15 protein-coding genes are annotated in these 15,457 nt (G+C 73.8%); 9 read left to right on the forward strand and 6 right to left on the reverse strand.

Annotated features, from left to right (window positions below):
- Nucleotides 1-3 precede the first annotated feature (3 nt).
- The 8 genes from ACO229_RS09900 (at nt 4) to ACO229_RS09935 (ending at nt 10,350) form a co-directional block, all read left to right on the forward strand.
- Nucleotides 4-993 carry an ABC transporter permease gene (locus tag ACO229_RS09900; protein WP_423464761.1) on the forward strand — a complete coding sequence of 330 codons (990 nt, stop codon included), beginning with the start codon at nt 4-6 and terminating at the stop codon, nt 991-993.
- The gene (locus ACO229_RS09905; protein ID WP_423464762.1) at nt 993-1,985 is read left to right on the forward strand and encodes an ABC transporter permease; all 993 of its coding nucleotides are present in this window, start codon (nt 993-995) and stop codon (nt 1,983-1,985) included. Before ACO229_RS09900 ends, ACO229_RS09905 begins: the two co-directional genes overlap by 1 nt.
- Entirely contained in the window at nt 1,982-2,830 is an 849-nt protein-coding gene (locus ACO229_RS09910; RefSeq protein ID WP_397430150.1) for an ABC transporter ATP-binding protein, read from the forward strand. The genes ACO229_RS09905 and ACO229_RS09910 overlap by 4 nt, the downstream gene beginning before the upstream one ends.
- Nucleotides 2,827-3,678 carry an ATP-binding cassette domain-containing protein gene (locus tag ACO229_RS09915; RefSeq protein ID WP_423464764.1) on the forward strand — a complete coding sequence of 284 codons (852 nt, stop codon included), beginning with the start codon at nt 2,827-2,829 and terminating at the stop codon, nt 3,676-3,678. The genes ACO229_RS09910 and ACO229_RS09915 overlap by 4 nt, the downstream gene beginning before the upstream one ends.
- Entirely contained in the window at nt 3,675-4,967 is a 1,293-nt protein-coding gene (locus ACO229_RS09920) for an alpha/beta fold hydrolase (RefSeq protein ID WP_423464765.1), read from the forward strand. Before ACO229_RS09915 ends, ACO229_RS09920 begins: the two co-directional genes overlap by 4 nt.
- Nucleotides 4,964-6,397, forward strand: a complete 1,434-nt coding sequence (locus ACO229_RS09925; protein ID WP_423464766.1) for an aminopeptidase P family protein — start codon at nt 4,964-4,966, stop codon at nt 6,395-6,397. Before ACO229_RS09920 ends, ACO229_RS09925 begins: the two co-directional genes overlap by 4 nt.
- Nucleotides 6,390-9,083 carry a beta-L-arabinofuranosidase domain-containing protein gene (locus ACO229_RS09930; RefSeq protein WP_423464767.1) on the forward strand — a complete coding sequence of 898 codons (2,694 nt, stop codon included), beginning with the start codon at nt 6,390-6,392 and terminating at the stop codon, nt 9,081-9,083. The genes ACO229_RS09925 and ACO229_RS09930 overlap by 8 nt, the downstream gene beginning before the upstream one ends.
- 148 nt (nt 9,084-9,231) lie before the next feature.
- Nucleotides 9,232-10,350 carry an epoxide hydrolase family protein gene (locus ACO229_RS09935; RefSeq protein WP_397414795.1) on the forward strand — a complete coding sequence of 373 codons (1,119 nt, stop codon included), beginning with the start codon at nt 9,232-9,234 and terminating at the stop codon, nt 10,348-10,350.
- Nucleotides 10,351-10,363: 13 nt separating this feature from the next.
- Here the strand turns inward: ACO229_RS09935 and ACO229_RS09940 are convergent, their stop codons facing one another.
- Nucleotides 10,364-10,795, reverse strand: coding sequence for a nitroreductase/quinone reductase family protein (locus ACO229_RS09940; protein ID WP_397414793.1), 432 nt, complete (start codon nt 10,793-10,795; stop codon nt 10,364-10,366).
- A gap of 87 nt (nt 10,796-10,882) precedes the next feature.
- Here ACO229_RS09940 and ACO229_RS09945 point away from each other — a divergent pair, with 87 nt between their 5' ends.
- Nucleotides 10,883-11,512 carry a TetR/AcrR family transcriptional regulator gene (locus tag ACO229_RS09945; RefSeq protein WP_397414791.1) on the forward strand — a complete coding sequence of 210 codons (630 nt, stop codon included), beginning with the start codon at nt 10,883-10,885 and terminating at the stop codon, nt 11,510-11,512.
- A gap of 12 nt (nt 11,513-11,524) precedes the next feature.
- Here the strand turns inward: ACO229_RS09945 and ACO229_RS09950 are convergent, their stop codons facing one another.
- From ACO229_RS09950 to ACO229_RS09970, 5 genes are all read right to left on the reverse strand, one after another.
- Complete coding sequence (locus ACO229_RS09950) at nt 11,525-12,463, reverse strand: cation diffusion facilitator family transporter (RefSeq protein ID WP_397414788.1); 939 nt, start codon at nt 12,461-12,463, stop codon at nt 11,525-11,527.
- A gap of 6 nt (nt 12,464-12,469) precedes the next feature.
- On the reverse strand, nt 12,470-12,796 hold the full coding sequence (locus ACO229_RS09955; RefSeq protein WP_423464769.1) for an ArsR/SmtB family transcription factor: 327 nt from the start codon (nt 12,794-12,796) through the stop codon (nt 12,470-12,472).
- A gap of 165 nt (nt 12,797-12,961) precedes the next feature.
- Nucleotides 12,962-13,603, reverse strand: a complete 642-nt coding sequence (locus ACO229_RS09960) for a TetR/AcrR family transcriptional regulator (RefSeq protein WP_423464770.1) — start codon at nt 13,601-13,603, stop codon at nt 12,962-12,964.
- A gap of 71 nt (nt 13,604-13,674) precedes the next feature.
- Nucleotides 13,675-14,589: an SDR family oxidoreductase gene (locus ACO229_RS09965; protein ID WP_423464771.1), complete on the reverse strand. Its 915-nt coding sequence runs from the start codon at nt 14,587-14,589 to the stop codon at nt 13,675-13,677.
- Nucleotides 14,586-15,329: an SDR family oxidoreductase gene (locus ACO229_RS09970; RefSeq protein WP_423464772.1), complete on the reverse strand. Its 744-nt coding sequence runs from the start codon at nt 15,327-15,329 to the stop codon at nt 14,586-14,588. The genes ACO229_RS09965 and ACO229_RS09970 overlap by 4 nt, the downstream gene beginning before the upstream one ends.
- Between the last annotated feature and the right edge of the window lie 128 nt (nt 15,330-15,457).

Genomic DNA, 15,457 nt, shown 5'->3' on the forward strand with positions numbered 1-15,457 from the left:
TCCATGACGTCCTCCCCGACCGATCTCACGACGGCGAAGCCCGTCGAGGCCGGGACCGACGCCACCCCCGAGGCGCCGGCGGCAGCAGCCGCCGGCGCCGTCCGGGCGGGTGCCGGCGGAACCTGGCAGGCCCTGCGCCGCGACGTCGGCGCCATGCTCGGGCTCGGCTACATCGTGCTCGTCACCCTGGTGGCGATCCTCGCACCCGTGCTCACCTCGATCAGCGGCTGGACGCCGTACGCGTTCGACCAGACCGCGATCGACCCCAACCTCGGCGGCATGCCGATCGGCCCCTGGGGCGGGGTCAGCGCCGAGCACTGGTTCGGCGTCGAACCGGGCAGCGGCCGCGACATCTTCGCCCGCATCGTCTACGGCGCGCGGGTGTCCATGAGCATCGCGCTGTCCGCCACCGTGCTGACCACGGTGCTGGGCGTCTCGCTCGGGCTCGTGGCCGGGTACTTCGGCGGCCGGGTCGACCTGGTGATCTCGCGCGTCATGGACTTCCTCATGGCCTTCCCGGCGCTGATCTTCATGATCGCCGTGCTGTCGGCCCTGCCGGCGAGCAACCGGTCCACGCTCCTGGTCGTGGTCATCTCCGTGTTCGGCTGGCCCTACCTGGCGCGCATCGTGCGCGGGCAGACCATGTCCCTGGCGCAGCGCGAGTTCGTCGAGGCGGCCCGGGCGGCCGGGGCCAGCGGTACGCGGATCGTGTTCCGCGAGATCCTGCCCAACCTGCGCTCCACCATCATCGTCATGGCCACGCTCGCCGTGCCCGGCTACATCGGCACCGAGGCCGGGCTGTCGTTCCTCGGCGTCGGCGTGGTGCCGCCCGCGCCGAGCTGGGGCCAGATGATCGCCGCGTCCGTGAAGTGGTACGCCGTCGACCCCGCGTACTTCGTCTTCCCCGGCGCGTGCCTGTTCCTGCTCGTGCTCTCGTTCACCGTGCTCGGCGACCGCCTGCGCGCCGTCGTCGACGCCCAGGAGGGTCGCTGATGCCCAGATTCCTGCTGACCCGGGTCTCCTCGGGCCTCGGCGTCCTGCTGCTGGTGTGCCTGTTCACGTTCGTGGTGTTCTTCGCCCTCTCTCCCGACCCCGCCGTGCAGATCTGCGGCAAGAACTGCACGCCCGAGGTCATCGACCAGATCCGCGGCAACCTCGGGCTGGACCAGCCGTTCTGGACGCAGTTCTTCCACTTCGTCGTCGGCATCTTCGCGGGCCGCACCTACGGTGAGGGCGCGGGCGCCATCGAGTGCGCCGCGCCGTGCCTCGGCTACTCGTTCCAGTCCAGCCAGGCCGTGTGGGACATGATCGTGCAGCGGCTGCCCGTCTCGGCGACCATCGCCGTCGGCGCCGCCGTGCTGTGGCTGCTCGCCGGGCTGGCCGGCGGCCTGCTCAGTGCCGTCAAGGAGGGCACGTTCCTCGACCGGTTCACCACCGGCCTGACGCTGACCAGCATGTCCATCCCCAACTACGTGCTCGCGCTCGTGCTGCAGTACGTGCTGGTGGTCCAGCTGCAGTGGCTGCCGTTCCCGCAGGCCGTCGCGTTCCTCGACGACCCCGGGCAGTGGTTCGCGAACTTCGTCATGCCGTGGATCGTCCTCGCCGTCGGCTACGCGGCGTCCTACACGCGGCTCACCCGGGCCAACGTGCTCGACGTGCTGCGTGAGAACTACGTGCGCACGGCCTACGCCAAGGGCCTGGCCCAGCCGCTGGTCTGGCGCAGGCACGCCCTGCGCCCGGCGCTGACGCCGATCGTCACGATCTTCGGGATGGACTTCGCCGGCCTGCTCGGCGGGGCGCTCATCACCGAGACCGTCTTCGGCATCAACGGCGTGGGCAAGATGGCCGCCGACTCCATCGCCCGCAACGACCAGCCGGTGATCATGGGCGTCACCCTGCTGGCCGGGTTCCTCGTCGTGGTCGGCAACATCGTGGTCGACGTCGTGTACACCGCCATCGACCCGAGAGTGCGGGTGAACGCATGAGCCTGCTGACGGTCCGTGACCTCACGGTCACCTTCCCCACCCCGCGCGGGCCGCTCGACGCCGTCCGCTCCCTCGACCTGGACCTGGAGCCCGGCGGTGCGCTGGGCATCGTGGGCGAGTCCGGTTCCGGCAAGTCCATGACCAGCCTGGCGATCATGGGCCTGCTGCCCCGCGCCGCACGCCGCACGGGAAGCGTGCTGCTGGGCGACCAGGAGCTCGTCGGGATGTCCGAGGCCGGGCTGCGCCGGGTGCGGGGTGACCGCGTCGCAATGGTCTTCCAGGACCCGCTCTCCTCCCTCAACCCCTACTACACGGTGGGCCTCCAGATCGAGGAGGCCTACCGGGCGCACCGCCCCGGCACCACGCGGCGCGTGGCTCGGCGGGTCGCGATCGAGGCGCTGGAACGCGTGCACATCCACGACGCCGCCCGGCGCGTGGACCACTACCCGCACCAGTTCTCCGGCGGCATGCGCCAGCGCGTCATGATCGCCATGGCCCTGAGCACCGAGCCCGAGCTGCTCATCGCCGACGAGCCCACCACGGCGCTCGACGTCACCGTGCAGGCGCAGATCCTCGACCTGCTGCAGGAGATCCGGCGCGAGACCGGCACCGGCCTGGTGCTGATCACGCACGACCTGGCCGTGGTCAGCGAGGTCACCGACCACATCGTCGTCATGAAGGACGGCGAGTGCGTCGAGCGCGGTGCGGTCGAGCAGATCTTCACCGACCCCCGGCACCCCTACACCCGGGCGCTGCTCGACGCCGTGCCGCGCATCGACGACGAGATCGGCGAGCTGCGGGCGGTCACGAGCGCACCGAACGAGAAGGACGGAGGTGCCGCATGAGCACCCCCCTGCTGAGAGCCACCCACCTCGTCAAGGAGTTCCCCGTCCTGGGCACGGGCGGGCTGTTGCGCCGTCCGGACACCTTCCGGGCCGTGGACGACGTGAGCTTCGAGATCCACCCGGGCGACACGCTCGCCCTGGTGGGCGAGTCGGGCTCGGGCAAGTCGACGACGGCGCGGCTGGCCGCCCGGCTGCTGGACGCCACCTCGGGCACCGTGGAGCTCGACGGCGAGGACGTGACCCGGCTGGGCCGGGCCGACCTGCGCCGGTTCCGCAGCGACGTGCAGGTGGTCTTCCAGGACCCGTTCTCGTCGCTCAACCCGCGGCACACCGTGGAGCGCATCGTCACCGCTCCCCTGGTCTACCAGCAGCGCAGCATTCCCGGCGGGGCCCGCGCGTTCACCCGGTCGCTCATGGAGCGGGTGGGGCTGGACCCGGACCACTCGCAGAAGTACCCGGCGCAGTTCTCCGGCGGGCAGGCGCAGCGCATCGGCATCGCCCGTGCGCTCGCCGTCGGGCCGCGCGTCGTCGTGTGCGACGAGGCCGTCTCGGCCCTGGACGTCTCCGTCCAGGCGCAGGTCATCAACCTGCTGCGCGACCTGCAGCGGGAAGAGGGCCTGACCTACATCTTCATCGCGCACGACCTGGCGGTGGTGCGACAGATCGCCACCCGGGTCGCGGTGATGACGCAGGGCCGCATCGTCGAGCAGGGCGACCGGGACGCCGTCTTCGACAGCCCGCGGCACGAGTACACGCGCAAGCTGCTCGACGCCGTGCCCCGCATCCGTCCCGAGTGGGAGGCTCAGCGGCGGCGCAACGCGGCGCTCGCCGCGGAGGGGGCCCGATGAGCGCCGCCTGGACCACGTACCTGCTGCCCGGCATCGGCGTCCGCGAGCGCCGCCTCGCCGTGCCGCTGGACCGGAGCGGCCGCCTGCGCGGGGAGGTGTCGTTGCTGGTCCGCGAGCTGGTGGACCCGACGCGGCGCGACGAGGACCTGCCCCTGCTGGTGTACCTGCAGGGCGGGCCGGGCGGGGCCAACCCGCGGCCGCTGCGCCGGGACGGCTGGCTGGACGTGGCGCTGCGCGACCACCGCGTGGTGCTGGTGGACCAGCGCGGCACGGGCGGCAGCTCACCGCTGGACGGCGAGGCGCTGGCCGGGCTGGACGCCCGCGCAGGGGCCGACCTGCTGGCGTGCCACAGGGCCGACTCGATCGTGGCCGACCTGGAGGACGTGCGCCACCAGGTGTACGGCGGGCGGCCGTGGACGACGCTCGCGCAGAGCTTCGGCGGCTGGATCACCCTGACGTACCTGTCCTTCGCCCCGGAGACGCTGCGCGCCTGCTACGTGGCGGGCGGCATCCCGGGCACGCCGCCCGACGCCGCGGAGGTCTACCGCCGCACGTTCGGCCGGGTGGCGGCCAGGACCGCGGAGTTCTACCGGCGCTACCCGGCCGACGTCGAGGCCGTGGCCGCCATCGCGGACCGGCTCGCGCAGGGCGACGTCCTGCTGCCGGACGGCGACGTGCTGACCGTCCACCGGTTCCAGTCCATGGGCATCGACCTGGGCATGAAGCCGGGGCCGGAGCGCCTGCACTGGTTCGTCGAGAAGGCGTTCGCCGCGCCGGGCCGGCTCTCGGCGGGGTTCCTGCAGGAGGCGATGGTGCGCACGGCGCAGGCCGACGGCCCCCTGTTCTGGACGCTGCAGGAGTCGATCTACGGGCACGGCGTGGGCGGCCCCACGGGCTGGGCGGCGCAGGCCGAGCGCGACCGGCGCCCGGAGTTCGGTCCGGACCGGCGTCCGCTGCTGTTCACGGGCGAGATGGCGTTCCCGTGGATGTTCGACGAGATCCGCCTGCTGCGCCCGTTCGCGGGTGCGGTGCACGAGCTGGCGGCGCGCCAGGAGTGGTCGCCGCTGTACGACCTGGACCGTCTGGCGGCCAACGAGGTGCCCCTGGCGGCCGTCGTCTACCACGACGACATGTTCGTGGACTGCGGCCTGCAGCTCGACACGCTCTCGCGGGTCGGGTCGGCGCAGGCGTGGGTCACCAACGAGTACGAGCACGACGGGATCGGCGACGGGCGGGTGCTGGAGCGCCTGCGGGAGCTGGTCCGCGACCGAGGAGGAGAGATTCGATGACGAACCCGGAACGCCCGCCGTACGCGGGCACGCGTGCGCCGCGCCTGGTCGAGAGCGGCGGCTTCAACGACTACATGGCACGCGGCTGGGGAGCGCCCGACGTCGTCGTGCCGCTGCCCGCGGGTGCGGCCGGGGCCGCGGCCGCGCACCGTGCGCGCCTCTCGGAGCGCATCGGCGCGGCCGACGTCGTGGTGGGCGCGGGCAGTGCCGCCCTGCGCAACGGGGACGTGCAGTACGGCTTCCGCGCCGACAGCGACTTCGTGTGGCTCACGGGTGCGCAGGCCGAGGCCGGCGTGCTGGTCCTGCGTGCCGTCGGCGGCGGCCACGACGCGACGCTCTACCTGCCGCCGCCCGCCAAGCCCGGCGACCCCGCGTTCTTCGGCAACGCGGCGTACGGCGAGCTCTGGGTGGGACCGTCGCCCGACCTGGCCGCGTGGGCCGAGGCGCTCGGCATCCCGGTCGAGCCGCTGTCCGCGCTGGACGGCGTCCTGGAGGGCCTGGGCGGGGCGCTCGCCACGCCGTCGGTGGACGCCGACGTGGTGCGCCGGTTCGGCCTGAAGCCGTCGGAGGACCTGTCCCGCGCGCTGTCCGACCTGCGGATGATCAAGGACGACTGGGAGGTCGCCCAGCTCCGGGAGGCCGTGGACCACACGGTCACCGGGTTCGAGGCCGTGGTGGCCGAGCTGCCGCGCGCGATCGGCGGGCTGGGCGAACGCTGGCTCCAGGGCACCTTCGACCGGCACGCCCGCACGTTCGGCAACGGCCCCGGCTACTCGACGATCGTCGGCTCCGGTCCGCACGCCCCGACCCTGCACTGGGTGCGCTGCGACGGGCCCGTGCTGCCCGACATGCCGCTGCTGCTCGACATGGGCGTCGAGGCGAGCTCGCTGTACACGGCGGACGTGACGCGCACCGTGCCGCCGACGGGCACGTTCAGCACGGTGCAGCGGCAGGTGCACGACCTGGTCGAGAAGGCGCACCGCGCCGGCATGGCCCAGATCCGGCCGGGCGTGGAGTACCTCGACTTCCACTTCGCCGCGATGGAGGTGATCGCCCAGGGCCTGCACGACTGGGGGCTGCTGGACGTGTCGGTCGACGAGGCCCTGTCCCCCGGCGGGCAGCAGCACCGGCGCTGGCTGGTCTGCGGTGTCGGGCACCACCTGGGGCTGGACGTGCACGACTGCGCCCACTCCGACTACGCCGCCTACCAGGCCGCGCCCCTGGCCCCCGGGGTGGTGATGACGGTCGAGCCGGGCCTGTACTTCCACGCCCACGACGAGACCGTGCCGCCCGAGCTGCGGGGCATCGGCGTCCGCCTGGAGGACGACCTGCTCGTCACGGCCGACGGCGCCGAGGTGCTCTCGGACGCGCTGCCGATCGACGCCGCCGGCATCGAGCGCTGGACCGCGGAACGGCTCGGCGATGGCTGAGGCCGTGCTCCCCGCCCCGAGCCGCCCCACCGTCCCCGCCCGGGTGGCCGAACCGTTCGGCCTGGACGCCGTCGCGCTGCACGAGGGGATCTTCACGCGGGCCCGGGACCAGGTGCTGCACCTGGCGCGCGTCTACCCCGTCGACCGGCTCCTCGCCGTCTTCCGCGCCAACGCCGGCCTGGACACCCGCGGCGCACTGCCGCCGGGCGGCTGGGAGGACTTCGGCCACGCCGACGAGGAGGCGTGGGGCCCCGACGACTACCCCGGCCGCGAGGCCGCGCCCACGGCCAACCTGCTGCGCGGTCACTACGCCGGCCACTTCCTGTCGATGCTGGCGATGGCGGCGGGCGGTGCGGACGACGACGTCGTGCGCGCCGAGCTGCGTGCCAAGGTCGACGAGATGGTCGAGGGGCTGCGGGAGGTCCAGGAGGCGCTCGCGGCCACCGGCCGGTACAGCCACCCGGGGTTCCTGGCCGCGTACGGCGAGTGGCAGTTCTCCCGCCTGGAGCACCTCGCTCCCTACGGCGAGATCTGGGCGCCGTACTACACGTGCCACAAGATCATGGCGGGCCTGCTCGACGCGCACCGGCACACGGGCTCGGCCACCGCGCTGGAGGTGGCGGCGGCGATGGGGCGCTGGGTGCACGGCCGGCTCTCCGTGCTGCCGGCCGAGCAGCGCGCCGCCATGTGGGCCCTGTACATCGCGGGCGAGGCGGGCGGCATGAACGAGGTGCTGTGCGAGCTCGCGGTCCGCACCGGCGAGGAGATCTTCGTCGGGACGGCCCGCCTGTTCGACCTGGACTCCCTGCTGGACGCCGCCGCCGAGGGCCGGGACGTGCTGGACGGCATGCACGCCAACCAGCACGCCGCCACGCTCCTGGGCTACCTGGCCCTGCACGACCTGACGGGCGAGGCGCGCTACCGCGACGCCGTCGTCCACGTCTGGGACATGCTCGTGCCCGGCCGCACGTTCGCCCACGGCGGCTCGGGCGAGAACGAGCTGTGGGGACCGGCCGGCGCCGTGGCCCGCGACATCGGCACCCGCAACGCCGAGACCTGCGTGGCCTACAACATGCTCAAGCTCGCCCGCGCGCTGTTCGAGCGCACCGGTGACGCGCGGTACGCCGCGTACCACGAGCGGGCCGTCACCAACCAGGTGCTCGGCTCGCGGCGGGACGCCGACTCCGACGACTCCCCCGAGGTCACCTACATGTTCCCGGTCCACCCGGGAGCCCTGCGCGAGTACGACAACGTGGGCACGTGCTGCGGCGGCACGGGGCTGGAGAACCACGTCAAGTACCAGGACTCGGTGTACTTCCGGTCCGTGCCGGGCGCCGCGCGCACGCTCTGGGTCAACCTGTACGTGGCCTCGGCGCTGGACTGGGCCGAGCAGGACGTGCGGGTGGTCCAGGAGACCGCCTACCCGCTGGAGGGCACCAGCCGGATCACGGTCGACGCGACCGGCGACCTCGAGCTGCGCCTGCGCCTGCGCGTGCCGGACCAGGCCGGGTTCGGCGTGCGCGTCGACGGCGAGGCGCAGCCCGTCCGGGCCGAGGGCGGGTACGTCGTGCTGCGGCGCGACTGGACCCCCGGCACGGTGGTCGAGATCGCCCTGCCGCTGGCCCTGCGCGAGGTGCCCGCGCCGGACGACCCGTCGCTGGTCACCCTGGAGCTCGGGCCGACCGTGCTGCTGGCACGCAGCGAGGCCACGACCTGGTTGCCGCTGTCCGCCGCGACGTGGCGGCGTCTGGACGGGACCCTCGACGCCCCGCTGGACCCGGTCGGCGACGGCACGTGGCGGCTGGGCGACCTGGTCCTGGAACCGGCGTGGTCCGGGTCCGACGCCCGCTACCACATGTACCTGCGCCGCGCGGACGCCCGCATCGCGTTCGCCGGGGCACGCACCGACGTACCGAACGTCGCGCGCGAGGACGGCCGTACCTTCCTCGACGTGCTCTGGTCGGACGGCGGCTTCGCCTCCCGGGCCGGCCTGCTCCGGGCGGTGCTGCGCACCACCCGCGAGTTCGTGGACCTCGGGCTGCTCGGCGCCGCCGAGGCGGAGGCCGTCCTGGAGGCCGCCGTCCGCTCGTCCGTCGGCGAGGTCACGGACACGGCGGCCGAGGCTGCGTTCCTCGCCGAGGCGCAGGCGGACCTGCGGACCACGGCTCGCGCCGGGTCCGCTCCCCGCGTCGACCTCGTCGCGGCCACGACCCCCGCCGTCACGGGCTGGTACCGCCGGCCGGCCGAGCTCACCGTGACGGCCCGCGCCGACGCCGGGGAGCCCACGGTCGAGACCCGGGTCGGCGACGCGCCCTGGACCCCGGCGGGGGCGGAACCGCTGGTCGTGGGCGACGGCGTGCACACCGTGCGGGCGCGGGCGACCGACCGCGACGGACGCGAGCGGCACGTCGTCCGCGAGGTGAGCGTCGACACCGCACCGCCGGTGACCACCGCGGCCGTCCGGCGCCTGGGCGCCCGCGGCGTCGAGATCAACCTGACGGCCGCCGACGACGTCTCCGGCGTGGACAGCATCCGCTGGAAGGGACCCGACACGTTCTGGGCCACGTTCCGGGAACCGTTCACGCGGGCGCTGTCCGACGAGCCCCAGGTCATCGAGTTCACCGCGACCGACCGCGCGGGCAACGCGGAACCGGTCCGCACCCTGGTGCTCCCGCCCGCCGGCTGATCCCGGCACCCGCCGTGCAGGTCGTTCCGGCGACCTGCACGGCGGGCGGCGCCGCACGGGACGAGCGGACCGTCGCCCGCGGGCGACGGTCCGGCTCCTGGACCGGCCCAGGAGCCGGGATGTCAGTGGCGGCGCCTACGGTCGTCCCATGAGCGAGCCACGGCCCTTCACGATCGACGTCCCGGACGACGTCCTGACCGACCTGCGCGAGCGCCTGGCCCGCAGCCGCATCCCCGACGACTCGCCACGGCGGCCGCCGTCGGGCATGACGGCCGGCTACCTGCGCGAGCTGGTGGAGCACTGGATCGGCTGGGACTGGCGGGCGCGGGAGGCGTGGCTCAACGAGCACCCGCAGTTCACGGCACGGATCGACGACGTCGACCTGCACTTCGTCCACCGCCGCTCGGACCGGGCGGACGCCCCCGCGCTGCTCGTGATGCACGGGTGGCCGCACACGTTCGCGCTCCAGCTCGACTTCGCCGACCTCCTGCCCGACGTCCACGTGGTCGTGGCGAGCCTGCCCGGCTTCGCGTTCTCCTCGCCCTACGCGAAGGGGGCGATGACGGAGACGCGGCTCGCGGCCACGATGCACGCGCTGATGACCGACGTGCTGGGCTACGGGCGGTACGTCACCTACGGCGAGGACGTGACCGCGAACGTCAGCGACCTCGTCGCGGCACGGTACCCGGAGCACGTGGCGGGCATCGTCGCCACCCACGCGCACTTCCCCACCCCGCAGGAGCGGGCGGCCGACGACGACCGGGCGGTCCGCGACTTCTTCGCCCGGATCGCCGCGCGGCACACGGCCGACGGCGCCTACGGGCACGTCCAGGCCACCCGGCCCGACACGCTGGCGACGGCTCTCGACGACTCCCCGGCCGGCCTGCTGGCCTGGCTGACCGAGAAGCTCGTCGAGTGGAGCGACACGCCGCCGGGTGACCCACGCGCGGTGGAGCGCCGCATCTCGCGCGACCGCATCCTCACCGAGGCCACCATCTACTGGGTCACCCGGACGATCGCGTCGTCGTTCCGGCCGTACTACGAGGGCGCCGACCAGCCGGGACCGATCCCGCCGACGACCGTGCCCGCGGCCGTGCTCGTCCAGCGGCACGAGGCGGACTACCCCGAGTCGCTCGCGCGCCGTCACTACCTCGACCTGCGCACGTTCGACCGGCTCGTCGAGGGCGGCCACTTCACGGTCGGCGAGGTGCCCGGGGAGATGGCGGCGCGCGTCCGGCAGTTCCTCCGGTCGCTGGAGCCGCGGTGAGGAGCAGGCAGCCTCAGGCCACCGGCTCCAGCCGGATCACCGGGAACTTGCGGTCGGTGTGGGTCTCGTACTCCTTGGCGTCCGGCCAGTACTCCGCCCAGAGGCCGTACAGGCGCTCCCACTCGGTGTCCCCGGGGCGGACGACGTCCGCCTTCGCGCGCAGGGTCCGGTCCCCCACCTCGATGGTCACCTCGGCGGGGCCGTCCTCGACGTTCGCGACCCAGGCCGGGTCCTTCGGCGCGCCACCCATCGACCCGACGACCAGATAGGCGTCGCCGTCGGTCGCGGCCACCAGCGGCGTGATCCGCTCCGTGCCGCTGACGCGCCCGACGTGGTGCAGCAGCACGAGGCGCTTGCCCAGGAAGTGCCCTCCGGCGACGTCGGCGCCCAGCACGCCCGCGTTCGCCCGGAACGCCTCGATGATCTGAGTGTTCATGTCTGCCATGTCGTCCTCCTCGTCCGCCCGCCGGCCACCCGGCGGAAACTTAACCGGACTTTACCCCGGTTAGCGCTCCGGCGATAGCATCCGCCCATGAGCACACCCATGACGTGGGGCACACCGCAGCCCGAGCGCGCCGACGCCGCGCGCAACCGGCAGGTGCTGCTCGCCACGGCACGGGAGCTGCTGGCGGAGGCGGGCCCCGAGTGCCTCACCATGGACCTGCTCGCCGAACGGTCGGGGCTCGGCAAGGGCACGGTGTTCCGGCGCTTCGGCAGCCGCGCGGGGATCTTCCAGGCCGTCCTCGACGACGCCGAGCGCGACCTGCAGCAGCAGGTGCTCAGCGGGCCGCCCCCGCTCGGCCCGGGCGCACCCCCGGTCGACCGGCTGATCGCCTACGGCACGGCCCGCATCCGCTTTCTCGCCGAGCACCGGGCCGTCGCGCGCGCGACGATCGACGGCCGCGGCTCGGCCGAGCGGAGGCCACCCCTGACCGAGATCCATCTCCGGGTGCTGCTGCGCGAGGCGGCCCCGGCGGGCGCGGACGTCGACGTGCTGGCCGCACAGCTCACGTACGCGCTCGACGGGCCGCTGCTGCTCCAGCTCGTCGCGGGCCCGGACCTGGCGCGGGGCACCGAGCGGTTCGAGTCGGGCTGGCGCTACCTGGTCGAGCGCCTGTGCGGCCCGCCGGACGGCCGCCACGAAGACGGCCGGCCCGGCTGAGGCACCGCCTCCTCACGCGTGCGTCGGCGCCTCGTGCCGGGCGTGCTCGGCGGGTTCGAGCTGGAAGGTCGAGTGCTCCACGGACACGTCGAACTGGGTGGCCACGCACCGCTGGAGCGCGTCGAGCACGGGCGGCGCGTGCCCGTCCCGGAAGCAGGCGTCCCGCACCACGACGTGCGCACTGATGGTGGGCAGGCCGGTGGCGACCAGCGACGCGTGCAGGTCGTGCACGGACTCGACGTTCTCCACCTCCAGCAGCCGGGCGCGCACCTGCTCCAGGTCGATGCCGGGCGGCGTGGCCTCCAGCAGCACGTTCGCCGACTCCACCAGGAGCCGCACGGCCCGGGGCAGGATCAGGACGGCGATGACGAGCCCCGCGACGGCGTCGGCCCGCTGCCACCCGGTGGTCGCGATGACCACCGCGGCGACGATCACCGCGACCGAACCCAGCGCGTCGTTCACGACCTCCAGGAATGCGGCACGCAGGTTGAGCGACGCCGACCTGCCCCCCGCCAGCACCAGCAGGGCCACGACGTTGCCCGCCAGGCCCACGACGCCGAACACCAGCAGCCCCGGCCCCGGCGCCTCGGCCGGCCCGACGAGGCGGCTCACCCCCTCGACGAGCGCGTACACGCCGACGGCGAGGAGCACGGCGGCCTGGGCGAGCGCCGCGAGGATCTCGGCCCGCCGGAAGCCCCAGGTCCGCCGCGGCGAGGGCGGGCGCAGGGCGAGCGAGGCGGCGAACAGCGCGATGGCCAGCCCCGCGACGTCGGTCAGCATGTGCGCGGTGTCGACCAGCAGCGCGAGGCTGCCGGTCAGCACCGCACCGACGGCCTGGGCCAGGAACACCGCAGCCGTGATCCCGAACGCGACGGCGAGCCGGCGGCGGTTGCCCTCCTCGCCCGCGGCGCCGTGCGCGTGCCCGTGCGCGCCGTGGTGGTGGTCGGCCATGGTCCGCTACCTCTCGTCCTCGGTGCCGTGGTCGTGGGCACCCGCCGGGGCTCCCGTCAGCGCGAGCAGCCGCTCGGCCGCGGCCAGCACGTCGAGCATCCGCTCCGGGTGGGCCAACGAGTAGACCGATGCCCGGCCCTGCGGCCGGGACTCGACCAGACCGCAGTCACGCAGGCAGGCGAGATGTTTCGAGACGGTCGACTGCGCGAGCCCCAGGTGACCGGTCAGGTCCACGACCCGGTGCTCACCCAGCCGCAGGTGCTGCAGGATCACGAGCCGTGACGGGTCCGCGAACGCGTGGAACAGGTCCGCGGACGCCGCCGGCGACTCCACGACCGACTCGTCACCCAACCCACCGCCCAATTCATCGCCTACAGCCTCTGTCATCGCCATATGGCGATGTTAACACCAGGCCGCGGCGCCGCACGTCGAGAGCGGTGCGACGACACCCGCGCGCCGAGTGCTGGGCATCCGTCGGGGCGCCCCGAGACCCCGCACTCAGCGGGACGCGGGCCGGGGGTCGGCTATGCCGAGCAGGAGGTTGCTCACCAGGGCGTCGGCGAACGACTCGGTGACCGGCTCGTCCGGGACGAGCAGCCGGTGGTAGACGGCGCCCCAGAGCTGGTCGACCACCACCTGCACGTCGACATCGTCCCGGACCTGCCCCGCCTCCTGCGCCGCCCGCAGCCGCTCGGCCGCGAGACGGCGGCGCTCGGACGAGTACAGCGTGCGGTAGGCGACGGCGAGGTCCTGGTCGGTCTGCGCCTGCCCGATGAGCTCCGTGAGGATGCGACCCGCGGGCGTCGCGGTCATCAGGTGCACGAACGCCCGGAGCTGGTCACGCAGGTCCACGCGGATGTCGCCGGTGTCCGGGAACGCGAGCGTCTGCTCGACGGCGTGGAAGTAGCCGTCCAGGGCGAGCGCACCCCTGGAGGGCCACCACTTGTAGAGCGTGGTCTTGCTGACCCCGGCGACGCGGGCGACGCGCTCGAACGTCAGGTCGGCGATGCCCTCGGCCAGCAACAGCTCGCCGACGGCGCGCAGCACGTCGCCGCGCACCTCGTCGGCGGGCCGCCGCCCGCGGCCACGGCTACGGGCGGGCGGCTGGTCGACGGCGGCCGCCGTCGGCTGGTCAGTCATGTGCGCTCCTGTGATCCCCCGCTGCTGCACCCTGGACGCCCGCCAGCATAGGTGTGCGCCAGGCCGGCCGATCACCCGGCGGCACCGGCACCCCCCGCGCCGCCGCCCGCGACCGTCAGCAGGTCGGCCAGACCGACACGGTCGAGGAACTCGCGGCGGGTGCGGTCGGCGAGGTCCGAGACCGCTTCGGAGCCGTCGTCCGCCGGGTCGATGTGCACGCGGTACGGTCGCTGCCCGGCGGGCAGCGCCACGATGCGGGCGATCTCGTCGGAGACGAGCGAGACGTCGGCGTCGGGCGCCAGTGCGGCGAGCTTGTCCGCGACCTGGCCCATCAGCCCGGCGTACCGGGTCTCGTAGTCGGCCTCCACCGCCGCGTCGGCGGGGTGCCCCGCGTGCGCGAAGTGGTTGGTGCCGCTCGTGAACGCGCCGGGGACCACGATCGACGTCTCGACACCCCAGCGGGCCAGCTCCGCGGCGTAGGACACCGCGAGGGAGTCCATGCCTGCCTTCGCGGCGAAGTACGGCGCCAGGTACGGCGGGGTGCCGCCCTTGACGCTGGAGCTGGACACCCAGATCACGAGCCCCGCGCCGCGGCGACGCATACCGGGCAGCACCGCGCGGTTCACGCGCTGGGTCGAGAGCACGTTGACGTCGTAGAGCTGGGCGAGCTGTTCCGGCGTGAAGGCCTCGGCCGGGCCGACGACCATGTGCCCGGCGTTGTGGACCAGCACGTCCACCTGCCCGTGCTCGGCCTCGATCCGCTCCACGGCGCGGTCCACGGACTCCTGCGAGCTCACGTCGAGTTCGACCGGCCGCAGGTCCGCGTCGTGCTCCGCGGCCCAGGTCCGCGCGGCCGCGACCTGCGGCGCGTTGCGCCCCTCGGTCTCGCGCATGCCGGCGTAGACGGTGTGACCCGCCGAGGCGAGCGTCCGGGCCGTGAGGGCGCCGAACCCGCTGGACGCCCCGGTGATGACGACGGTGCTCATGCCATCCCCCCGTTGGTGTAGATGACCTGCCCGTTGACCCACCGCGCGGGCCCGGCCAGGAACGCGACCGTCTCGGCGATGTCCTCGGGCTGGCCGAGGCGCTCGAGCGGCACGGCGTTCGCCAGGTTCTGGATGGTCTGCTCGTCCTTGCCGTCCAGGAAGAGCGGGGTGGCCGTGGGGCCAGGGGCCACCACGTTGACGGTGACGTCCTTGCCGCGCAGCTCGCGCGCCAGGATCAGCGTCATGCCCTCGACGGCGGCCTTGCTGGCCACGTAGGCGGCGTACCCGGGGAACTGCGTCCGGACCACCGACGTCGAGAAGTTGATCAGCGCGCCCCCGGCCCGCAGCCGGTCCGCGGCCAGCTGGGAGACGACGAACGTGCCCCGGATGTTGGTGCGGTGCATGCGGTCGAGGTCGGCCAGGTCGAAGCTCACGACCGGGCCCAGGATCATGATCCCGGCCGTGTTGACGACGACGTCGACGCCGCCGAACGCCGCCTCGGTCGCGTCGAACGCGGCGGCCATCGCGGTCTCGTCGGCCACGTCCCCGCCGACGGCGAGCGCCTGGCCGCCGGAGGCCTGGACGGTCGCGACGACCTCGTCGGCCCGGGCCTGGTTGCCGGCGTAGTGGACGGCGACGGCGAACCCGTCGGCAGCGAGCCGTTCGACGACGGCGCGGCCGATGCCGCCGGACCCGCCCGTCACGAGGGCGACGCGGGTGCTGGTGTCGGTGGTGCTCATGAGGTGCTCCCTGGTCTCGATGTGGACTGTGCGTCCATATAAGCACAGAAGTGCACGCGCCGTCCATATATTCCCGCACAGCGGTCCCGGGAGACGACGAAGGTCCGCCCCCGGCCGGCGACCGCGCA

It is taken from the genome of Promicromonospora sp. MS192 (assembly GCF_049532985.1).
Lineage (GTDB): Bacteria > Actinomycetota > Actinomycetes > Actinomycetales > Cellulomonadaceae > Promicromonospora.